General features: G+C 57.3%; 10 protein-coding genes and 1 tRNA gene. 8 read left to right on the plus strand and 3 right to left on the minus strand.

The window, feature by feature from the left end:
• Positions 1 to 296: DUF4351 domain-containing protein (locus HQL76_14585; protein ID MBF0110392.1), on the plus strand; the 296-nt coding region annotated here is incomplete at its 5' end.
• A gap of 73 nt (positions 297 to 369) precedes the next feature.
• The gene (locus HQL76_14590; GenBank protein ID MBF0110393.1) at positions 370 to 840 is read left to right on the plus strand and encodes a CreA family protein; all 471 of its coding nucleotides are present in this window, start codon (positions 370 to 372) and stop codon (positions 838 to 840) included.
• Here the strand turns inward: HQL76_14590 and HQL76_14595 are convergent.
• On the minus strand, positions 835 to 1,323 hold the full coding sequence (locus tag HQL76_14595; protein MBF0110394.1) for a response regulator transcription factor: 489 nt from the start codon (positions 1,321 to 1,323) through the stop codon (positions 835 to 837). The two genes, HQL76_14590 and HQL76_14595, sit on opposite strands and share 6 nt — an antisense overlap.
• Before the next feature lie 288 nt (positions 1,324 to 1,611).
• On the opposite strand from HQL76_14595, the gene HQL76_14600 reads away from it, so the two are divergent.
• From HQL76_14600 to HQL76_14615, 4 genes are all read left to right on the plus strand, one after another.
• Positions 1,612 to 2,589, plus strand: coding sequence for an ROK family protein (locus tag HQL76_14600; protein ID MBF0110395.1), 978 nt, complete (start codon positions 1,612 to 1,614; stop codon positions 2,587 to 2,589).
• 258 nt (positions 2,590 to 2,847) lie between these two features.
• Complete coding sequence (locus HQL76_14605; GenBank protein MBF0110396.1) at positions 2,848 to 3,783, plus strand: radical SAM protein; 936 nt, start codon at positions 2,848 to 2,850, stop codon at positions 3,781 to 3,783.
• 131 nt (positions 3,784 to 3,914) lie between these two features.
• A complete protein-coding gene (locus tag HQL76_14610) occupies positions 3,915 to 5,195 on the plus strand; it encodes a hypothetical protein (protein MBF0110397.1) in 1,281 nt (426 codons plus the stop codon).
• 36 nt (positions 5,196 to 5,231) lie between these two features.
• Positions 5,232 to 8,486 carry a PAS domain S-box protein gene (locus HQL76_14615; protein ID MBF0110398.1) on the plus strand — a complete coding sequence of 1,085 codons (3,255 nt, stop codon included), beginning with the start codon at positions 5,232 to 5,234 and terminating at the stop codon, positions 8,484 to 8,486.
• Positions 8,487 to 8,572: 86 nt separating this feature from the next.
• On the opposite strand, the gene HQL76_14620 is transcribed toward HQL76_14615, so the two are convergent.
• Positions 8,573 to 21,445 (minus strand): filamentous hemagglutinin N-terminal domain-containing protein, encoded by a 12,873-nt coding sequence (locus tag HQL76_14620; GenBank protein ID MBF0110399.1) that lies wholly within the window; start codon positions 21,443 to 21,445, stop codon positions 8,573 to 8,575.
• Positions 21,446 to 21,628: 183 nt separating this feature from the next.
• A tRNA-Thr gene (locus HQL76_14625) sits at positions 21,629 to 21,703 on the minus strand.
• A 335-nt stretch (positions 21,704 to 22,038) separates the two neighbouring features.
• On the opposite strand from HQL76_14625, the gene HQL76_14630 reads away from it, so the two are divergent.
• Together HQL76_14630 and HQL76_14635 are read left to right on the plus strand one after the other, a co-directional pair.
• On the plus strand, positions 22,039 to 22,905 hold the full coding sequence (locus HQL76_14630) for a hypothetical protein (protein MBF0110400.1): 867 nt from the start codon (positions 22,039 to 22,041) through the stop codon (positions 22,903 to 22,905).
• A gap of 73 nt (positions 22,906 to 22,978) precedes the next feature.
• Positions 22,979 to 23,527, plus strand: coding sequence for a hypothetical protein (locus HQL76_14635; GenBank protein ID MBF0110401.1), 549 nt, complete (start codon positions 22,979 to 22,981; stop codon positions 23,525 to 23,527).
• Positions 23,528 to 23,549: the final 22 nt, after the last annotated feature.

The raw sequence follows: 23,549 nt of genomic DNA on the forward strand, positions 1-23,549 counted from the left end.
TGCGTTATGTGGTCGAAACCTACCGCAGCTACGACGAGCCGACGGTGCGTGAAATCATTCGCAGGGTACGTCCCGAGGAGGAAGCGAAGATGATGTCTTTATTTGCACAGGAGATGATTACAAAAGGGCGACAGGAGGAGGCCGCTTCCATGCTTCTCAAACTGATGCGCCGCAAGTTTGGGCAGATACCAGAGTGGGTACACGACAAGGTACGATCGGCGAGTCTGGACCTTATTGGGACATGGGGCGAAAACGTTCTGTTTGCAAATTCCGTGGATGAAGTATTTTCGTTCTGACACGGATCATCGGACGAGGGGGAATCGTTTTGACTGTGGAATCCCCAAACAGGCTTTGAGAGGAGTGAATGCCATGAGTTGGAGGTGGGGTTTTTCGCTGGTTTTGTTTCTGTTTCCGTGGCCGCTCCAGAGCGAGGAGATTGGAAGCGTCGATACGGTATTCAAGTTTCTGGGGCCGGATGACAAGATTGTCTTGGAGGCGTTCGACGATCCCAAGGTGGAAGGGGTTTCCTGTCACATGAGTCGGGCCAAGTCGGGTGGCATCAGTGGCGGGCTGGGGTTGGCGGAGGATCCCTCCAATGCTTCCATCGCCTGTCGCCAGACTGGCCCGATTCGCATGATCGAACCGCTCAAGGATGGCGAGGAGGTATTCACCGTCAAGACGTCACTGGTCTTCAAGGAATTGCATGTTGTCCGTTTTTTCGATCGGAAACGCAATACGCTGGTTTATCTGGTGTACAGTGATCGTTTGATCGAGGGATCACCGAAAAATTCTATTTCCTCGGTGCCGATTCGTCCATGGGACAAGCGTAACGATTCATGAAGCGTCATTCGAAGCGTTGTTCCAGGCGAAGAGACCCTTGATTTCTTCCGGGGTCAGGGTATTGCGACTCAGAGCGGAGAGGGAGTTTTGATGGGATGTGAGCATGGCGTTGAAGATTCTGATGTTTCTTTCCCACGCCCGCAATTTGGCTTCGAAGATCGTCTGGTTGAAAGGTTTGGCGATCATGTCGTCGCCGCCGGCGTCGATGCCATCGGCCAGAAGGTCGTCATCGAATTGACCGGACAGCAGGATGATGGGGACGAATCGTTCGCCACAGCGAGCCTTGATCTGGCGCACCAATGAAAGAATGTCGGAGCCGGAAAGATGCAGGTCCAGCAGGACGAGATCGGGGCGTTCGTTTTCGAAGACCTCCAGGGACTTGGCTTCGCCTGCCGCCGAACACAGGAGATAACCCAACGGCTCCAGAATGATCTCCAGCAGTTGAATAATGATGGGTTCATCATCTATGATCTGAATTTTCATTGATGGTGCCTGCGCATTCGCGCTCGGAAAAAGGGATCCATGGGATCCCTGTGGTGTGCTGTACGGTCATTGGCGATGGTGTGGCCGGAGTCTTGTTTCAATAGTGATCTTGGAAATTTTTGGAGTGCCAAAACGCACCTGTGAACATGCTTCGGGACCTCCCGAGGGAGTTTCCTGGGATCGGGTATTCTGGCATGGTCGTATTGTTTAAGCAATTTTCGTGCCTTGTTTTTACGGGGTTTGCGTGGGCTGTTCATTTTTCGATGGTGGGATCCCTGGAGGAACGTGATGAAAAAACCCGTATTGGGACTGGATCTGGGTGGGACCAAGATTGCGACGGCAATGGTCGATCCAGTGTCCGGAGGCCTGTTGGGGGAGGGGATACGGCTGCGGCGGACATTTGCATCCGAGGGTGAAGGGGATGTTTTTGCCGCTGTCGTTGCCGCCATCGAGGAAACCATGGCGGTTCATGGTCTCAAGGTGGAAGCGATTGGTGGTATTGGTTTGTGTGTTCCCAGTCCCGTCGATCCCCGGACCGGTTTTTTGTACAACCCGCCAAATTTGCGGGGGTGGGCCAATATTCCACTTCGGGAGAAATTGCAGGAGGTTTTCCCAACCGATGTGGCGGTGGACAACGATGCCAACGCGGCGGCCCTGGCGGAAACACGTTGGGGGGCGGCCCGGGGGCTTTGGAAGAGTGTTGTTTACGCCACGGTCAGCACCGGAATCGGTACCGGAATCATCATCAACGGCGCGATCCTGCATGGAAAGAATGGATTGGCTGGGGAGGGGGGGCATGTCCCGCTGGATGGGTTTGGCAACGTCCGTTGCGGCTGTGGCAATATGGGTTGCATCGAGGCCCTGGCGTCGGGGACGGCCATGGTCAAGCTGGCGCGGGAACGATTGCGCCAAAAGGACAGGAACTCACTGCTTCTGGAACTGTCCCAGGGGGATATGGACCGCATCGACATGGTGATGATTGGCGAGGCGGCAGGGCGTTTGGACCCGTTTTCCCAGGAAATCGTGGAAATCCAGGGAATGCGTTTGGGATTGTGGTTGGGGGGGATGATCGCCTTGTTCGATCCGGAAATGGTTGTCATCGGTGGTGGGTGTTCCAATCTTGGGGAACCCCTGTTCCGCGCCATCCGCCAGACGATGGTGGCCCGGACGATCCATCCCAAGGCCAATGAAATTCCCGTTGTTCCGGCAGGGTTGGGCAGTGCCTCCGGGGTCATGGGCGCGGCAAGTTTATTGTCTCTTCGTTGAGTTTGATGACCAGGCGAGCCGGGTTGGTCCGCTTGTGGGGTTCTTTTTGTATCCATGATGACTATCCCAAGGATCGGCCTCATGAATGTTCAGGTAAAATCAAAACGATACAGTCCCGGATTTGAGGCATTTACCAAAATCAGATCCTCAGGGAGCAAATTGACCGTTTTCAAAAAATTTGGCTTCCTCGAATATGGCAGACGGCATCTTTTTTCCATATATCCCTACTTGACCGTTCGAAAATTATTCAACATCTTCTTGTGTTTCATTGAGAAATCGATCAAATCGTCAAAAATTCGCAGCCTTCCCTACTTTATCAAGATCGAGCCCACGCCCAAGTGTCATTTGTACTGTCCAGGATGTTGGCACAGCAGGAAGGAATTCAAGAAAAAATTTGTGAATTCCAGAAATATCACGGTGGAAGAGGTGGGACGGATCATTGAACCTGTTTCCAGCACTTTGGTCGCTGTCAGCCTGAGTCAGATGGGAGAGCCGCTGCTTCATCGGGACCTGGTTGACATGATTGAAAAAATTCATTCATTCAATGTTGCCGTGACCTTCCCGACCAATCTCTCGGTGCCCATGAAAGACGACTGGATCGACCGGTTTGTTCTTTCGGGGGTGGATGCCGTATTGGTAGGTCTTGACGGATTATCCCGTGAAACCTACGAACAATATCGGAAGGGGGGAAACTTTGACCTCGTGGTCAATAACGTGAGAAGAATCGCCGCGGCCAAAAAACGTCTGGGCCGATCACGACCACGATTGGTTTGGAAATTTATTGTTTTTGACCACAATGCCCATGAGGTTCACGAGGTGCCGCAAAAATATCGTGAAATGGGATTCGATGATTATGAGATCGTTCTGGATAACCATCTCATGGATGAGTTTGTGGCACTTGAACGCTCTCCGGATATGGGCGGCAGTGGAAAAAGATCATGTTTTTGGCCCTATGGATTGATGGTCGTCGAATACGATGGCCAGGTTCAACCCTGCTGCACCAGCGGTTTCCGGCTTGGAAACGCCATTGAAACGGATACGCGCGAAATCTGGCACGGACCATCCTACGAGACGATCCGCAGGGGATTTTCTTCCTCCACTCCCGTGGAGGAGGTCCATCCTGTTTGCCGTTTGTGTCTTGGATTGGCGTCGAAGGATACTTTGAATATTGGATCCATGATCGAGCGTCGCTAGGGCTTTCATTTGGGCTCGGGAAACAATGTTCCGAATTTACCCACCGATTCGGTGATCCTGTCGTTGAACCGTATGATACTTTTAGTTTGATATTTCCCTGCCGTCAATTTTTTTCTATTGGATTATATGTCATGGAGATGCAGCCATCTTATGAGAAATATGGTAAGGGGGTCATTTTTGAGGTTATAGTAATTTTTCAGATTATTATTCATAGTTTATATGATGTTATTGAGAGATCAGTTTTTTGGGTTGAGATTTTGTTAATTACCATTTTTCTGGTTGGTTTGAGTCGTCGTTATTATTATCTTGAGCATCATAAACAATACTTAAGACACATTGTTTATTTTTCCTTCGTGCTTCCGCTTATCTCGTGGTTTCACGGAATGCTTTATGATGATTTTGATTTATTTTACTCATTAAGGCATGTTCTTTATTTTTCCTATGGAGTTTATTTTTTGTTTTCATTTCAAAGGGCCTACAAAATTATCCATGTTCTTGGAAAATGGGCTCCAATATTGGTAATTCTTTCATTCGTATATCCAATTCACCATATTATTGGGCTGTCTTTGATTGGTGTCGCGGTCAATCAGAAATTAAAAAGGTTTTTTATTGCATATTTCTCTATTATTGTTATGTATGTCTATTCAAATATCACGGCCGATTCTTTGAGTTATTTTGTAATTTTCATTTTTATGACGTTTTTATTATCCACGATCTATTTCTGGCCTCGGTTTGGCAAAGAGAAGAATGTGGTACGCTTGTTTAGGTTCTTAACCATTATTTCTATTATTGTTCTTGCATCTTTATACTCATTTCTTGGCTACTATGCAAACAAATTCGACTTGATGCACGCAAAATACGGTACACTCCACAGCTATATTTCAGTCGGAGATGGCGGTACATTGTGGCGTCTTGGTTATTGGGGTGTATTGATTGGTCGTTTGAATGAGTATCCACTCGGTTTTGGAATTGGCCGCCCATTCATTCCTGTAGAAATAGAAAATAGTGCATTCATTCAGATATTTAACCATAAAACGATCAGAGAGTCCTATTATGTCTCTCCAGCCCATAATGCGGTTGTCACCTTCACTTTTCTTTGTGGACCGTTTTTTCTGATTCCTACACTATTTTTCCTTTGGAATATGCCAAGATTGTTATACAAATCGCTTTCTTCGTATAATAGTTGTCGATGGTATGGGGTCATACTTACAGCCCTCTTTTTAAACGCAATGATGCACTTGTTATATTTGAGTTTCAACCCGGGTCTTGAAACACCACTGCATGCATCGAGTATTTGGTTTTCTTTTGGATTGTGGGTACGATTCGCCGCGGATTGGGGAAATGCAGGGTTTATCGTCAATAGAGGTCCATCAAGAATCGAAAAAATCCCACTGGTCTGGGTCAAAAGTTGACTCGAATAAGTTGGAAAAATTCAAGGCTCCAGAATCATGTTTTCATTGTTCAACCATTCTTCGCTCGCACGTCAGGCGTTCCAGAGAATTCTTGCTTCTCTTGCCATGGTATTGTTATTTCTGGGGCTGGCCGTCTGGTGGATCCAAAAGACGACCTACAGCAAGATGGTCACCATCGAGACCGACTTTCTTCGGAAACACTATCGCGAACAGATCGACCGCAAGGAACAGAACTGGAAACTTCAGGCCATCATGTTGCGCTCGGAACTGGAGTTCCAGAACCTGTTGGTCCGCGGTGCGGCGGGTTGGGAGGCTTTGAAGGGGTTTCTGGCGGTTCGCCAGGGGGGGAGTCAGTTTCGGCATCTGTTGGTGACCGATGATGCCGGTCGGATCCTTTTTCATTATGGCTCGGGAACCTTGTTCACCGATGACGCATCGTTCCCGGAAAAGGAAGAGGGCAGGTGGTATTTCTCCGAGGCATTGAACAGCCTTTTCTTCTACCAAAGGCAACGAATCTGGCTGGGACAGATGGGGGCGGGCCAATTGATCGTTCTCGTGGCCATGGACGGTGAATTGTTGCACCAGATTTCCTTTCCAGGGACCAGTCTGGGGCTCGAATGGAATCGGAGAATGATAGCCTGTTCCAACAGTGTCGATCTCCTGAATCCCACGTCAGCGCAATGCTTCAATACTGCGGCGGATGCGACCCTGGATATGACGATCGATGAAAAATTGCCTTGGGGCGGTACGGAAAAACCGTCGCCAATTCTTGTCGTCAATCGCAGTATCGAACCATTGTTTACCGTCCAGGAACTGCTTCTTTCCCTGGCTCTGGTTTTCCTTGGGGGCATTGTTCTGCTTCATTTCTCGGTTGGACACTGGTTGCTGTTGCAGGCGCGGCGGGTCAACCTTTTGGGGCAGGTCGCCGATGGCTATTCCCGGAACAACCGGATTACCGCGCAAATGGTCACCACCCTCGACGAAGTCCGGTGTTCCCAGGATGACGAAATCTCCATTGTCGCCCAATCGCTCTTTGAAATGACTCAGGTTGTTGAACAGCGGCTTGAGGAACGCCGCATCCACGAGGAAAAACTGGCCGAAAGCGAAAATCGATTGCGGGAAATCACCTCGATGATCGCCGATGGGGTATTCGTCATCGATGTTCGCGATGAAGTGACCTTTCTCAATCCCCAGGGGGAACGGTTGTTGGGGTGGAAACAGGAGGAATTGATCGGAAAGTCGAGCCACGATCTTTTTCACCATGTGCGACCCGATGGTTCTTCCAATCCCGTGGACCGCTGCCCGATCCATCGGACGCTCGTGGATGGCAGCTCCAATCGGGTCTACGAGGATTATTTTGTCCGACGCGATGGAACTTTTCTTCCCGTGGCCCTGGCCTCCGCGCCCATCGTTCGCGACGGGGTGGTGAAGGGGGCCGTCATCACCTTTCAGGATATTGGGGACCGACTGAAGGTCGAAAAGGAAATCCAGAAAATCCAGGAACGGTTTCAACGGCTGTTCAACATCGCCCGCGATGCCACCTTCGTGGTGGCAATGCATCCGGATGGACGGTTCGGAAATTTTCTTGAGGTCAATGATGCAACCTGTCTTCGCTATGGCTATTCCAGGGAGGAACTGTTGCGACTGACCCCTTCGGTCATCAATCCTCCAGAGGGCCAGGAGGACCTGGAACGTTTGGCCCACGACATCATGACGCGCAATCATGCCACCTTCGAACGATGGCATGTCACCCGGGATGGCCGACGCATTCCGGTCGAGGTCAATTCCCAGATGTTCGAGTTCCAGGGGCATCCCGCCGTTCTGTCACTGGTTCGCGATATTTCCGAACGCAAGCGGGCAGAGGAAATCATTCTGGAAAGCGAAAATCGGTTTCGGACATTGATTCACTCTCTGCGCGATGCCATCCTCGTTTTCGATGCCTCGGGAAAAATCATGCTGCTTAATCGCAGTGGCGAGCGAATGTTTGGCCTCTCGGACGCGGAGTTCGTCGGTCTTCCGGTTTCCGGATTGTTTTCCCAGATTCGTGGTGGCGTCTCCTGGGACCATCTGTCGCAGCGTTTCGACGCCCCTGGCGCCGAGGGGATGTCGATCACTCATGAGGGGATGGCCCTGAGGTCGATGGGCGATGAAGAATTTCCGGTCGAAATTTCCATCACGTCATGGACCAATCATGGGGAACGATTTTTCTCCGCCGTTGTCCGCGACATCTCGGAACGGCAATTATTGGAGCGGAGGGACCTGCGTGCCTACATCAATCGTATTGCCATCAGCGCCCTGTTGGAGGTGGCCCTGGAGCCTCTGCCACTCAAGCGCAAGCTCGAAGTGGCCATGGATATCATTCATACCGTTCCCCGGCTCGCCCTTCAGGCAAAGGGTTCCATCATGCTCGTGACCGAGGAGGGGGACCTTGAATTGATCGTCGAACGCAATTTGAGTGCGCCTCTATTGGAAAAATGCCGTCGCGTTCCCATTGGCCATTGTTTGTGCGGCAGGGCCGCCGAATCCAGGGAATTGATCTTTGCCGATGCCATCGATGCACGACATGACATCACCTTCGATGGCATTCAGCCCCATGGCCATTATTGTGTGCCCATCCTGTCCCGGGGGAATCTGCTCGGGGTCATGAATCTGTATGTCGCCGCCGGTCATGTCCAGGAACCCGAGGAGGGGGCGTTTCTCATTACCGTTGCCAATACCTTGGCGGGGTTGATCGAGCGTGGCCGGGTCGAGGAAAAAATCAAACACATGGCCAGTCATGATTCCCTGACGGGGCTGCCCAATCGAGTCCTGTTTCGGGAACATCTGGAGCAGGAGTTGCGTCATGCCAGTCGTACCAAAAGGGCTTTGGTAGTGGCATTCCTGGATTTGGATCGTTTCAAACAGGTCAATGATACTCTGGGGCATGAGGCCGGAGATCTTCTGTTAAAGGCGGTGACCCTCCGCCTGCGTCAATGTTTGCGCGAATCCGATACCCTGGCCCGGATTGGCGGGGATGAGTTTACCCTGATCCTTCCGGCCATCGACTGTCAGGCCAACGCCGTCAACGTGGCTGAAAAAATCATCGCCATCCTCCAGGAACCATTCATCATTCTGGAGCATACCTGTCGCATTGGGGTCAGTATTGGCATGAGTTGTTTTCCCGATCATGGTTTTCATGCGGACGAATTGATTCAACAGGCGGATCAGGCGATGTATATCGTCAAAAACACGGGGCGCAATGCCTTTGCCTTTTTCAATGGATCGTCGGAATTGGATTCTCCGGCCCCATAGTGTGGATGGGTCTGGGAAGGGGTTTCCCCTTCCCAGTGGAGGTTTGGCGGCAAAGCCTCCAAGGTTTTTATTTTTACTTTGACCGCTCAGACGGGACCGGATGGCGCGGGTTCATTTTCCTGGGTAAGGGTATCGGGTTGGGCCGGGGTGACCTCGATGTCGATGGTTTGCGGTGCATCCTGACCTGGAACATCAACCTGGAGCCGAAGTGATACCGGCGCCGATCCTTCGGGAGGGGTCCCCGAGACCCGCATTGTCGTTGTATCCACCTTCAGCCATGCCGGAAGCGGTTCTCCCGTGGTGGTGCCGACCGATCGGATCTCCCCTTTGGGTACCAGGGTCGTCAGATCCGAGACGAAACGGGTATCCGCCCTGACCGGCAACGTCAGTGGAACACCGCTGAATACCGAGGCCGCGCCCCCCTCGAGGCCAAAGACTGGCCGGACTGTGGGTGGCGTTGCCGGAATCTGTACCGGTGGGGCCGCCCTTGTTGCTGCCAGGGAACTGCCGGCGTTGGCCAGGGAAACGGCTGTCGTGCTGTTGTTTCCGGTCGCCACGGCTGATGTCGCTCCACCCGCCTGACGGGCATATTGCTCGGGATCGGGAACGCTGGCCGTCGTCAGATAGCCGTTACCCGTTTCGGTCACCCCTGCCGGAGGATAATCGTCATACCAGGTTTCCAGGCGGCGAAACGTATACAGCAATCCGCCAAAACGATCGACCAGATCCAGATTGTCATCATAAATCAACCAACGTCCATTGGGTGCCCGCACCCCATCGGTACCCGCATCGTTGTAGAAGGCGTTGGTCGCCGCCAATACGACTGCCTGGGTATCGCCGCCATTGCCCGTGACCTGCTTTTTGGTTGTCAGATCGGCACCAGTACGCACCCAAACCCGGCCCCCCGCCGTCATGCCGTCGGTGCCATCCACCGAATCGATTCTTAAGTTTCCCGTATCGTAGTAACTCAGATCCGAACCGGTCACCCCCGCAATCTTGTTGACATGGTTGCGGTTGGTCAGGCGCGCCGACCCGCCGGCAACCAGCTTGAGCGTTTCGGCGCTGACTGCCGCCGAGCCCGTTTCGGAAATGGTGCCACGGGTAGACTTCAAGACCACCGAACCGCCATTCAGGGTGATGCCCGTCACGCCTCCGACCGTATCGAGGGCATAATCGCCCGCGTCGGTGAAGGAAAATCCCGATCCCGCGCCGGAGACATTGGCCGCCAGCAGACCCAGATCGTTGGCTTCCTCAAGAGTGACCGTCCCCGTGGTCCACAGTCCCATCCCTTTCGTGGCCGCCGTGGTGACGATGGATCCCGATGACTGACGCAACGTTCCCGACACCGTCAGCAGAACGTCCCCAGCCGTCGCGGTCAGACCGGTACTGGTGCCCAGGGCATCCGATCCCTGGGTGGTCGTCAGGGTGCCGATGAGGAGGTCATTGCCGTTGACTGCGGTCAGGGTGCCGCCGGACGATCCGGCAAGGGTGCCGATGGCGTTGGTTGACCGGTCCAGGGTGATGGCGCCACCCGCGACGGCTCGCACTGCGGTCGCTTTCAGTCGGCCGGTTTCCTTTTGAATGATCTTGTGGCTCGAATCGGCGCCGGCGATCAGCGTGACGGTATGACCCGAAACATCCGCCCCCAGGGCTTGGCTGCCGGAAACCTTGAAACTGACATCGCCAAAACCGGCATCGACGCCCTGAATGACGTTGAGATCACCCGCCGCCACCGACAGGACGATGCTGGAATTGGTCGTTTTCAATCCGGAGCGTTCCCGGACCGCATGATCGAGGGTCGAAGGGCCGTTCTTTGGTGCGACCGTCCCAAGGTTCAAGTTTCCCGACGTCTGGCGCAGCCATTGCGCCCCGACCGATTCCGCCGCCAGGCTGTTGACGCCGCTGATTTCGATGCGATGGGCATCGTCGCCAAGAATGGAATCCACCAGCAGCAGGACATCTCCTCCCGTGGCAATTTCGCTTCCGGTGCCGTTCTTGCTGGTGGTCGTCAGGGAGTTTCCAACCACCAGTTGAATCGTTCCCGTCGTCGAACCGATCGTGGCGTTGTTGTCGATGATCATATCGCCTGCGTTTCCGGCATGGGATGAACGCAGATCGACGTAGCCGGATCCATGGGCGGTGATGTTTTGCGCGATGGTCAGATCGCCTCCCTCCGTCGTCAGGGTGACATCATTGTCATGGGCCGTTGTCGAAATCCCTTTCAGTTCCGTGGCCAGCCCTGCGACCAATGTCGCCTGTCCCGCTGCCGCGACCGCCTGATCCAGGGTGCTGGCGCTGTTGTGTACCGTGACACTTCCAACCTCCAGATTGCTTCTGTTGCCCAGCTTGCGCAGCCAGATGTCTCCGGAGGATCCATTGCCCAGGGTTCGTGCCGCAACTTTGGCGGCACCTCCCAGTTCCATGCGGTTGGTATCGGCGCCAATGTTCAGGCCCGCTTCGATCAATACCGACCCCAGAGTCATGATCTCGGTGGCTGTACCATTGGCGCTGTCGGTCGTCAGGCCATTGCCAACCACCAACTGCACCGTTCCCCGGGCGCTTTCAATCGTCGCCCCCTTGGTGATGGCCACGTCACCCTGATGACCGATCGATGCGGTGCGGAGATCGACCACACCGCTGCCATGGGCGCTGATCCCCTGGGTGATCGTCAGATCGCCCCCCTGGGTTGTCAGGGTGATGTTGCCGTCATGGGCGGTTGTGGACAATCCCTTGAGTACCGTTGCCCGGCCATTGGCGACCACCGTTTGACCGGTGGCGGACACGGCGCGGTCCAGCAGGTTTTCACCATTGATCGCCGTGACCGTGCCGATTTCCAGGTCGCTCAGGGCGCCCAGTTTGCGCAACCACAGGTCGCTGCCCGAGCCATTGTCCAACGTGCGCGCCGCAAGCACCTGGACGCCCCCCAGTTCGATGCGACTCCCATCCGTTCCCACACTCAATCCCGCCTCCAGAAGAACGCTGCCCTCGGTGGCGATTTCGGTCGTTGTCCCGTTGAGGCTGTCGGTGGTCAGGGTATTGCCCGCCAGAATTTGCACCGTGCCTCCGGTACTGGATACCGTCGCGCCATTGGCGATCCGAATGTCTCCCAGATGGCCGGCGAAGGCCGTGCGCAGATCGACCGAGCCGCTGCCATGGGCCGTGATCCCCTGGGTAATGGACACATCACCCCCCTGGGTGGTCAGGGTGATGGCACTATTGTTGGCCGTCGTCGAAAGGCCCAGAAGGGCGGTGGCCATCCCTCCGGAAACCATCGTCTGTCCCGTCGGTGACACCCTGTGATCCAATGAACTGGCGCTGTTTTGCACCGTGACGGTACCCAACTCAAGATCGCTCGTCGCTCCCAGTTTGCGCAGCCACAAGGGGTTGTCGTTCCCATTGGCCAGGGTCCGGGCCGCCAGAATCGATGTTCCGGCCAGTTCGATCCGTTTCGGATCGGTGCCGATGCTTGCTCCCGCCTCCAGCAACACATGGCCGCTCGTGGAAATTTCCACCACGCTTCCATTGAGGCTGTCGGTGGTCAGGGTATTGCCCGCGATCAGTTGAATCGTGCCGCTGGTGCTGCCGACGGTGGCGCCGTTGCCGATCAGGATGTCGCCCAGGTTGCCGCTGCCCGCGGTGCGAATATCGACATAACCGCTGCCGTGGGCCGTCACCCCCTGGGTGATGGCGACATCGCCCCCCTGGGTCGTCAGGGTGATGTTGCCATTGAAGGCCGTCGTCGAAAGCCCCCGGAGTTCCCGAACCCGATCCGCCAGAACCGTTACCTGGCCTGTCGGGGAGACGGAATGATCCAAAAGGCTTGGATGGTTTTGTACCGCGACCGTCCCCACTTCCAGGTCGCTGCCGCTCCCCAGCTTTCTCAACCACAGATGGCTGTCCGCGCCATTGCCCAGGGTTCGCCCGGCGACCTTGGAGACCTGGGCCAGTTCGATCCGCCGGGCATCGCTGCCGATGGAGCGCCCCGCTTCCAAAAGAACGTTGCCGGTGGTGGCGATTTCGGTCGTCGTCCCATTGGCGCTGTCGGTGGTCAGGGTGTTGCCGGCGATCAACTGCACCACGCCGCTGGTACTCGAAACCGTCGCCCCATTGTTGATGGCCATATCCCCAAGATTGCCGGCATTGGCCGTCCGGAGATCGACATAGCCGCCGCCATGGGCCGTGATCGCCTGGGTGATCGTCAGATCACCCCCCTGAGTGGTCAGGGTGATGACCCCGTCATTGGCGGTTGTCGAGAGACCCTTGAGGACCGTGGCGACAGCGTTGGCAACCGTGGCCGGACCCGAGGCGAGGACGGCATTGTCCAGGGTGCTTGAGCTGTTGTGTACCGTCACCGAGCCGACCTCCAGATCATCCGTCGTTCCCAGTTTTCTGAGCCACAGGTGACTGCCCGCGCCATTGGTCAAGGTTCGCGCCGCAAGGAGGGATACATCGCCCAGTTCGATGCGGTTGCTGTCACTGCCGACGCTCAAGCCCGCTTCCAAGAGAACATTGCCGCTGGTGGTGATTTCGTTGGTCGTTCCATTGGCGCTGTCGGTGGTCAGGGTGTTGCCGGCGATGATCTGGATCGTGCCACGGGTACTCGACACCGTGGTTCCGTTGTTGATGGCGATGTCTCCCCGATTTCCGGCGTTGGCGGTACGAATATCGATGGCGCCGCTGCCGTGGGCCGTGATCGCCTGGGTGATCGAAAGATCACCGCCCTGGGTCGTGAGGGTGATGGCGCCATGATTGGCCGTCGTCGAAATTCCCTTGAGAACGGTCGCCACGGCATTGGCCACCGTCGTTTGCCCGGTGGCGGAAACGGCATTGTCCAGGGTGGAGGCGCTGTTTTGTATCGTGACCGCGCCGACCTCCAGATCACCCGTTTCCCCCAGTTTTCGCAGCCACAGATGATTGCCGCTGCTGCCGTTGGCCAGGGTGCGCGCCGCCAGGAGAGGGGTCCCCGCCAGTTCGATCCGGTTGCCATCGCTCCCCAGGGCGAGGCCCGCTTCCAACAGGACCGATCCAAGGGTCGAGATTTCGCTGGTGGTTCCGTTGGCGCTGTCGGTGGTCAGGGTATTGCCCGCGATCATCTGCACCACACCGCTGGTGCTCGAAATCGTGGCCCCATTGTTGATGGCAATATCTCCAAGATTGCCGGCATTGGCGGTGCGAATATCGATGGCGCCGCTGCCATGAGCGGTGATCGCCTGGGTCACCGTCAGATCACCCCCCTGGGTGGTCAGGGTGATCATGCCATTGTTGGCAGTCGTGGAAAGACCCTTGAGATGGGTCGCCACGGCGTTGGCCACCGTGGTCTGTCCCGAGGGGGCGACGGCATTGTCCAGGGTGCTTGCGCTGTTGTGTACCGCGACCGTTCCCACTTCCAGATTGCTGGCGCTCCCCAGTTTTCGCAACCACAGATGACTGCCGGCGCCATTGGTCAGGGTCCGCGCCGCCAGAATGGCGACGTTACCCAATTCAATCCGGTTGCTGTCGCTGCCCACGGCGAGGCCCACGTCCAGGAGAACATTTCCGGTCGTGGCAATTTCCGTGGTCGTGCCGTTGGCGCTGTCGGTGACCAGTGTGTTGCCCGCCACGATCTGGACCGTGCCACTGGTGCTCGAAATCGTCGCCCCATTGTTGATGGCGATGTCCCCCAGATTGCCCGTGTTGGCGGTGCGCAGGTCAATGGCGCCGCTTCCGTGGGCCGTCAGGTTTTGCGTCACCGACAGATCGCCCCCCTGGGTCGAAAGCGTTATATCGCCACTATTGGCGGTCGTTGACAGTCCCTTGAGTTCGGTCGCGACCAGATTGGCCACCGTCGTCTGGCCGGTTGCGGAAACGGCGTTGTCCAAGGTGCTTGCGCTGTTTTGTACCGTGACCGTTCCCAGTTCCAGATCGGCGGTGCTTCCCAGTTTCCGCAACCACAAATCGCTGTCCGCCCCATTGCTCAAGGTGCGTGCCGCCAGTTTGACGGTTCCCCCCAGTTCGATGCGATTGCTGTCGGTACCGATGCGCAACCCCGATTCAAGGAGGACATGGCCACCGGTTTGAATTTCGGTCGTGGTCCCATTGCCGCTATCGGTGGTCAGGGTATTGCCGGCGATGATCTGGACCGTGCCACTGGTACTTGATACCGTGACACCGTTGTTGATGGCGATGTCTCCCAGATTGCCGGCGTTGGCCGTTCGCAGATCGACATAGCCGCTGCCATGGGCCGTCACCAACTGGGTGAGGGTCAGATCGCCGCCCTGTGTTGTCAGGGTGATGTTGCCGTTGTTGGCCGTGGTCGAAAGCCCCTTGAGGGCGGTTGCCTTGCCCCCGGTCACGGTGGTCTGACCCGTGGGCGAAACGGCATGATCCAGGGTGCTTGCGCTGTTTTGCACCGTCACCGTGCCCACTTCCAGATTGCTGCCGCTCCCCAGCTTGCGCAGCCACAGATGGCTGTCCGCCCCGTTGGCCAGGGTTCGCGCCGCCAACAGGCTGGCATTGCCCATCTCGATGCGCTTGCTGTCTGTCCCGACGCTCAATCCCGCTTCAAGGAGAAGACTGCCCGTGGTGGCGATTTCCGTCGTCGTTCCATTGAGGCTGTCGGTGGTCAGGGTATTGCCGGCGATGATTTGGACCGTTCCGCTGGTACTGGAGACGGTGGCGCCATTGGTGATGGCGATGTCGCCAAGATTGCCGGTGTTGGCGGTTCGCAGATCGACATAGCCGCTGCCGTGGGCCGTCACCAACTGGGTGAGGGTCAGATCGCCCCCCTGGGTGGTCAGGGTGATGTTGCCGTTATTGGCGGTGGTGGACAGCCCCTTGAGGACGGTTGCGACCGCGTTGGCCACCGTCGTCTGTCCGGTCGCGGAAATTGCGTTGTCCAGGGTGCTTGCGCTGTTTTGCACCGTGGCCGAGCCTGCTTCCAGATCGTTGGTACTGCCCAGTTTGCGCAGCCACAGATGGCTGTCCGCGCCATTGGTCAAGGTTCGCGCCGCCAGAAGCGACACATTCCCCAGTTCGATCCGGTTGCTGTCGGTGCCGGCGCTCAAGCCCGCCTCGACCAACACCGTTCCCGTCGTCAAGATTTCGGTGGTGGTGCCGTTGGCGCTGTCGGTGGTCAGGGTATTGCCGGCGATGAGCTGGATCGTGCCGCTGGTACTCGATACCGTTGCCGCATTGTTGATCCGGATGTCGCCCAGATTGCCGGCGTTGGCGGTGCGCACATCGACATAACCGCTGCCGTGGGCCGTGACCGCCTGGGTGATGGTCAGGTCGCCCCCCTGGGTGGTCAGGGTGATGTTGCCATTGTTGGCGGTCGTGGCAAGTCCGTTCAGGCTGGAAGGGCCGACGACAAAGGTTGTCTGACCGTTGAAATCAAGGGCAGTGACCGAGCCGATCTCCAGATCGCTGGTCGTTCCCAGTTTGCGGACGAACCAGGTGTTTCCCGCCGTGGCGGCCAGTTTGGCGGCACTGGCGATCTCGATGCGGTTGCTGTCACTCCCGACGCCCGAACCCGTTTGCAACAACACGTTGCCCGATGTTTCCAGCTCGGTCCCGGTCCCGTTGGCGGTCGTGGTGGTGATCGCCTGGCCGGCGTAGAGTTGCAGGGTGCCGCCCCCGGTCGATTGAATGGTCGCGGTTTGCCCGGAGGCTGGATTGATGGCAATGTCCGAGGTGCTGCCATTGGCCCGTAAATCGACGGTGCCCGAACCTCCGGCGGTCACATTGCGGGTGACGGTGATGCTGCCGCCCCCATCTCCCTTGGTGGCGATGGCGATTTTTCCACCACTGGCGGTCGTGATCCCGGAGGTGCCGTTGACCGTGCCGATGGTCAGGCCGTCTTTTTCGTTCAGGGTATAATCCTTGTTGGCCCCGCTCATCACGCTGGACAGGGTGCCGATCTCATTGGTAGTGCCGCCGGTGATCAGGTTTAGAAGCACCTTGCCGGTATCGACATCGGTCTTGAGCCCTCCTGCCTTGACCAGTTGCGTCTGGGTCAGATCGTTGGTGGTGGCGGCGTTGAGCAGGGTGACCGTCGCCTCCCCGGTCGTGGCGGTGATGCCGCTGGTGGCGCCGACGCCGTGGGCGGCACTGACTGTCCCGATCTCCAGAGACCGGACATTCTTGAACTTCAATCCCTGGCTGCTGCCGCTGATGTTGGCGGCGAGGATGCCCCGCTCGGTGCCGACGGTGCTGTCATAAATTTCATTAAGATTGTCGAGCGATGAGGTCGAAACTGCATCGACGAGCAGTGATTTGGCCTTGACGATGGCGGTACTGGATTCGGTGACCGCCCCCTTGCCCGAGGCCAGGCGGACGATCGCTCCGGAACCGATGGCTCCGCCGTTGGTGGTATCGATCGAATGGGTCAATTCGGTGTTGCCGGTGGTGCTCGTGCTGTTGGATGAGGATTTAAGAATGACATCGCCCAGATTGGTCGTGATACCGCTGACCGTGGTGCTTGCCCCCGTCACCGTGGAGGTGATGCTCCCGACCGTCAGGCCGTCGGCATCCATCACGCTGATCACCTGTCCCGCGCCGCCCAGCACTGCGGCCAATGTGCCGATCTGGTTGGTGGTGTTGTCGAGGGTGACATACCCGGAATCGACCTTGAGGGAGAGGGTCGTCGCCTGGATGTCGCCTTGACGAACCGTACCGTTGGCGGTGGTTTCCTGGGTCAGGTTGCCGCTCGGCAGCCACAAGGCGACCGCTCCGGAACTGGAAATGCCATCCTTGTTGGTCGCGGTCGTCGTGACGGTGCCGGAACTGTCGGAGGACCGGGCATTGTAGGAGACCCGCCCAACCTGGATTCCTCCCGCCGCCGTGGCATTCTTGAATTCCAGGCCGTTGGTGGCGGTTGCCGCCAGCAAACCATCCGATGCCGCCTGCTTGATGACATTGTCATTGCGCAACTGCGACAGGACCCCTCCGGAATTGACGTAGAGGCTTCCTGCGGTCACGATCGCCGACCCTGTTTCCACCACACCGCCCGTGGTGGCATGGGTCGCGTACAGGGCGGTTACTCCCTTGTTGCCCGAGTCGATGGACTGGGCGATGGTCAGGGCGCCCGAAGTGGTGCCGACGTTGATCTGATTGCTGGTGGTATTGCTGTTGGCGACGATGCCGGTCGCGGTTCGGACCGTATCCAGGCCTTCACTGGTGATGCTGCCGATGGTCAGGGCCTGGGCGTTGTTGACCGTCAGATGACCGGTCGTGGTCCCGGTCAGGCTGGCCGAAAGGGTACCCAGCAGATTGCTGCCGGTGAAGACGTAATCCCCGGTTCCCAACAACAACATTTGATCCACGGTGATGGCGCTCGAACCGGCCCCGCCTGCGGCGGTGTCCATGGTCAGGATCCGGGCCGTCGGGTTCGATGAGCCCTGGACTGTCAGGGTGGCATTGACCTTGATGTTGCCTGTGGTGTTGCCCATGAGCAGGGTCGTGTTGTCCCGGATCGTCGTTGCATCGGCGACCGTCAGGGTCCCCGAACCGTCGGTGCGACCGATGGTGACGGCCCCCGTCGCCCCGGTTCCGGCGGTGCCGTAGCCGGTGTTGCCGAATCCCGCCTGGAAAATGCTCAGGGAACCGCCGTTGAACCAGTTGCTTCCCAGATAGAGTTTGCCGACAACGCTGCTGTCTTCGTTCAGGGTGGGGGAGGAGGGATCGGAATGAAACTGAATGTCGCGGCTGGCGGTTTCGGGGACGATCCGCAGTTCTCCCGAACTGGCCACCTTCAGGTGCAGGGAGGATGAATTGACAAATTCCATGGAGTCGGCGGTCAAGGTGATGATCCCCGAGGCGCTGATTCCCGAATTGACATCCCCCGAGTCGATGGCGGCATAATTGGCCGTCCCGAGATACATGGTCTGGCCCTTGGCATAGATGCCATAGCTGTTTTCGCCGGTGGTGAAGGTGGTTTTGCCACCGTAGGTCCCCGTCAGCGAAATATTGCCGCTGGTCGAGGTGATCGCCGTATTGGTGTCCTCGATGCGGATGCCATGGTTTTCACTGAGAAACGTCTGATCGCCACCGCCACCCTTGCCGGTGATGGTGATGTTTCCGGTCGCCGATTTGATCAAGGCTTTGCTGGAGATGATCACCCCGTCATAACGTGAGCCACCGGTCGGATTGGTGCCAATGTAGGAGCCATCGCCATTGAGGGTGATCGTTCCGGCCCCGGAAGCCTGAAGGGTGACTCGTGAGGATCCCCCTTCGCCGATGATCAGGCCATCCTTGTTGCCGGCATTGGTGGCGACGGTGACCCGACCATCGAGGACCAGGTTTCCCGTCCCTGAATTCAGATCGGTCTGGGCCCCCGACAGGCGGATGCCGGAGCCGGCATCGTTGGTCAGAGGGGCCTTGCCGTAGAGGGAAACATTGCCGTTGCTGGAGAGCAGTTTGCCATTGAGAAGATAGATGCCGTCGGTCACGCCATCCTCGTCACTGCCATACCCCGTGGCGAAGGCCGAACTGGTGCCCAGATTGATGGCCCCGCCATTGCTCTTGATGGTGGCGCTGTTGAGGTAGATGCCGCCACCCGTGGCCCCCGTGGCGACGAACGGGTTCAAGGAGACGGTCAGGGTGCCGGCGCCGGTCGTGCCATCGATCGACCGGTTCTTGATCTTGATCGAGCGGTCGGCATTGATGGTCAGGGTCCGGGCGGTATTGTTCGGGGTGTTGAAATCGAAGGTTTCCTGTTTGTAATCGGCGTATCCGCTGACGCCAGCCCGGGTGCCACCGGTCACGTTGACCACCGTGTCGGTGGCGTAGAGCTTGATCGCGGGGGTTCCCAGGGTGCTGGAGGCGACCAGGACGTTGCCGGACACATCCATGAGGTTGATGGTGCCGGAGTTGAGGGTGACGCTGGTCGGTCCGGTCAGGGTCAGGCTTTTCAACTGGGTGTTCGCCGCCGAGCCGCCGACACTGTTGCCGGAGGCGCTGCCCAGGGTGATGTTTCCGGGGGTGACTCCGGAGGTATCCACCGTCAGTGCCTGGGACCACAACACCGCCGGAGAACTGGGCATCGAGCTTGCGATATTGCTCTGGAAATCGATGGCGCCGCCATTGCCGGTATAGCTGCCGCCGCTTTCGGGGCCGGTCGCGGACAAGGTGACCGCATACCCCGGGGCTGCCAGGGAGACGCTCTGGTAGAAGGTGATGTTGCCCGAGGTGGTGGTGCTGGTCTCGGTGATCTTGGTGGAAACGGGGGTCGCGTGTCCCAGGACGGTCGGTTTGTAGAAATTCACCGCCCCGCCATTGGTGGCGAGGGTGCCGTTCAGAGTGATGGTTCCGGTGGTGGTGGAGGTCGTCCCGAAATCCAGGCTCAAGGCCCCGGTGGTCGAGGAGATGTCGGCGCCGGTGGCCAGGGTGATGTCGTTGGCCGCGGAAAAGGTGATCTTCGCCGCTGCCCCCGAGGTCTTGGAAATGTCGGAATTGATCGTGATGTTGCCCGATTCGCCTCCGGCGGTGGCGGTACTGAGGGTCACATCGGTTCCGCCGTTGATCGCCGATTCGATGGTGCTGGCCTGAACATTGGCGCCGGTGTTGGCCGCTTCGAATCCACCGGCATCGACGTTGCTCGATACTGCGGTCGATATGGTCAGGTTGTAGGGGTCAAGGAGCCATTCGCCACCATCGCCCCCCGGTGTCGCCGCTTGAACCTGGCCTGAGACCCCCAATTCGCCACGGCTCGACGTTTCGACCTTGCCGCCCGCGCCCGTGCCCGCGCCGCCGGCGGTGATGGTCCCCTCGTGGTTGGTCGAGTCTCGTGACCACAGCACCACCGTGCCGCCGTCCCCCTTGTCCCTGGCCCGGGCGTTGATGTCGGCCTTCTTGGCGACCGTCACCCGACGCGCCTCGGGAATGGCGGGATCCTTGCCTTGCCAGCCACCGCCGATCATTACGGTACCGCCGCCGTCCTTGCCGGAGGCATCGACCTTGGCCTCGGATGCGACCACCACTTCCCTGCCGGTGGCGATGATTCGTCCCCCTTTTTCTCCCGGATCGGTCCCCCGGGCCTGGGTCGTTCCTCCCAGATGGACGTCACCTCCGTCACCTTCGATCCATATTTCGCCATTTCTCATCGCGAGGGAATCGGCCTGGACGACTCCGCTTTGATTGACCGCCTGGGCCAGGGCGGGGGCGGCGGTTTTGGCGGTCATCCAGACCCGGCCACCATCGGCGATGACCTGTCCGGTATTGCGGACGCGGGCTTTGTCGCCCGCGGTATCGACCTTGACGCCGATCAGTCCGTTGCCCGCAAGATTCAGGGTGACCTCCCGACCGGCGGCCATCGCTGCCTGCCCGGATTGGGCGCGTATGACCCCTTCGTTATCGACTTCGGCCCCGACCAGGGCGACGAATCCCCCTTCCTTGGCGGCAATCTCCCCGGCGTTGATAACTTTGCCTTCCCCTCCTGCAAACCGGTAGCGCCCCGAATTGAAATCCTCGTTGGTCATGTTGAGCGCCGAGGCGGCGATTCCCGCGGCATCGACCCGGGCCGAAGGAGAAAAATAGACTCCGGAAGGATTGACAAGGATGACCCGTCCGTTGGCCGAAAGGGTGCCGAAAATTTGCGACGGGTCGGCGGAGCGGACACGGTTGAGTGCCGTGGCCTCGGCGGAAGGCTGGACAAAGCGGACGGCGGCATCCTTGCCGATATCGAAGGAGCGCCATTCGGTGATCATCGACGGCGTCTGCTGATTGACCGTCATGTTCGCCCCCGATTCCATGATCTGGCCACTGCCGTTGACGACCTGGCCACCCACCGGCAATTGCGTGGGGTTCGGCGGATCGGCACATGCCACGGGTGACCAGGCCGCCATCAGGGCGGCGAGGAGCATCGTGTGCGGACGGGTGAACGGGTGTTTTGCCGTCCTGGGGGAGGGAAGAGGGCGGGGATGGAACCGGTTGCCATCCCTGGACGAGCGTGGGTGAATGTTGGCGTGGGGTGTTTTTTTATTCATGGACCGGTCACCTGGAATCCGACGCTGCGCGAAGGGTGGTGCCCGGAAGTGGCATCCGTCTCCAAAAGACGGCGATTCACCATCGGCACCGTTAACTCGAAGCATACAGGAACCATGCCGCTACAAGGAACCCTTTTTTTCCGAGATCGATGGCTTGAGAAGGGGGGGGAGGTATGGTCCGATTGGAGCCGCCTCTCGGAATTGAACCGAGGACCTGCTCATTACGAGTGAGCTGCTCTGCCCCTGAGCTAAGGCGGCGAAACCAGGGAGGCATTATCCATCGCCCGCTTCATATTGTCCAGAAGCATTTCATGTGGTGTGTCGGCAGCCAATGATTTGTCCGGGCTTCCTCCTCCATGCCTGACAACCCGCGACCCAATCGCGACAACTCCCCGTTGGACCACACCGTATCAAACAATTTCATCGTTATGAAAATAAACGATTTTATACGCCATGAATCCGTAATATCCGATTTTTTGAAAAAATCATATCATTTTTACGACAATAAGGATATGATGCCCACACCAACGAGTTGAACGAAATGACACCTCGTCATGAGGTGTCGCCAACAACCAAATCACAGGAGAGTGCAAATGGGTTTTCCTCCGCCGCTTCCAGGATTTCAACTCAGCTTGAAAAAAGCGACCCCCACCCCGTTCAATGATGTCACCCTCAGAACCCAGTTGGAAAACGTCGGCCTGAACTGCGCCGAACTCACCCCGAGCACGTTGCAAAATTATGTCAATCAGGTTCATTCCCAGATCCCCGGGGGAGAAATACAATCCTTTGCCATTTTGGCCCCCTCCGATGATCAGGAGGCCAGGTCCTGCATGATGACTGGCGCCGCACGGCTTCAGACCAACAACATGCCAGCATACACCCAGGTCGCAACCGGAGACTGGACCGCCTCCGACTTTGCCGACAACTATGGGCCGGAACTTCAGGTCATTCAAAACAAACCGCACTTCCAATGGCTTTTCGACAACAGTGGTGCCAACGGATTCACCGGTCAGTTCGGTAATCCGATCATCAAAACCGGCTATTACAAAAACGCCGATGCCATCAAGGAACTGTTCATCGATTCCGCCGTCGCCGCATCCTCCGTACTGGTCGCCGGTCTGAACAAACAATCCATTCAGGCTGTGATGACAACTGTCATCAACCCCATGACCCAGTCAGACCTGAGCAACTATAAGTTGGATAACAAAAGTCGTGTCATCCTGCTGGTCCAAATGAGTGGCAGCGAATACATCGGCCTCGGGGTGTTGACCCTCGATTACAGTCTGAACATCCAGGATTACAAACGAAAAACAAAGGATGGCGGCGACACGCACAAGACGGATCTTTCCATGAGTGCCCGCGCCGTCCTGTATTCGGAACCGGACTCCCTGTGCCGCCATTATCATTCCGTTCTCAAACACTTCGGCCTGCCCGACACGCCGACCATCCGCTGCAAATGATGCCTTCGAGCGTCCATACACACTGTTTTATCGTCATCCAATGCGTCACAGACACGATTAAGGAGAATAGATTATGGGTTTTCCACCGCCTGTCCAACATGAACTCAAGATTTTCGATACCTTGCCCGCTGCCAATGAAACGACTTTTTTCGCCGGCATTCCGAGCACCAACACTTCCAATGAAGCCCTGGCCATCATTCTCTACAGTCCCAATCTGCAAATCGTCGCCTCGTTGGACAACAGCCACTCGGATGTGACCAGCACCTATCAGACCTCCATCAGTCAAGGGTTCACCTTCAGCACATCGCAAAGCATCAGCATCACTTCCAGTGTCGGTGTCTCCATCGAGATCGTCACCGCCAGCGTTTCCACCACCTTTGCCCTGTCCTTCACGGAACAATGGAGCACGACCACCACGAAAACGATGAGCTTTTCCTGCCCTCCGGGGAAGAAAGCCTTCGTTTATCAAGGCACGCTCATGTCCCAGGTTCTGAAGTTCAATTCGGGAACCAACACCTACTCCTGGAGCGGAGGGGCCGCCAAGGCCTTGACCCAGGTTCTGGTCACCAGCGCCACGCCCATCGGTATCGCGCCCTCGAACACGGTGACCATCAATAGCTGATGGGTCACCCGGGCCGGTTGGT

Source organism: Magnetococcales bacterium (assembly GCA_015228815.1).
Classification (GTDB): domain Bacteria; phylum Pseudomonadota; class Magnetococcia; order Magnetococcales; family UBA8363; genus UBA8363.

Coding starts and splice junctions, on each gene's coding strand:
- HQL76_14595 (MBF0110394.1), bottom strand. CDS start 1,323: ATGAAAATTCAGATCATAGATGATGAACCCATCATTATTCAACTGCTG.
- HQL76_14615 (MBF0110398.1), top strand. CDS start 5,232: ATGTTTTCATTGTTCAACCATTCTTCGCTCGCACGTCAGGCGTTCCAG.
- HQL76_14600 (MBF0110395.1), top strand. CDS start 1,612: ATGAAAAAACCCGTATTGGGACTGGATCTGGGTGGGACCAAGATTGCG.
- HQL76_14590 (MBF0110393.1), top strand. CDS start 370: ATGAGTTGGAGGTGGGGTTTTTCGCTGGTTTTGTTTCTGTTTCCGTGG.
- HQL76_14620 (MBF0110399.1), bottom strand. CDS start 21,445: ATGAATAAAAAAACACCCCACGCCAACATTCACCCACGCTCGTCCAGG.
- HQL76_14610 (MBF0110397.1), top strand. CDS start 3,915: ATGGAGATGCAGCCATCTTATGAGAAATATGGTAAGGGGGTCATTTTT.
- HQL76_14630 (MBF0110400.1), top strand. CDS start 22,039: ATGGGTTTTCCTCCGCCGCTTCCAGGATTTCAACTCAGCTTGAAAAAA.
- HQL76_14635 (MBF0110401.1), top strand. CDS start 22,979: ATGGGTTTTCCACCGCCTGTCCAACATGAACTCAAGATTTTCGATACC.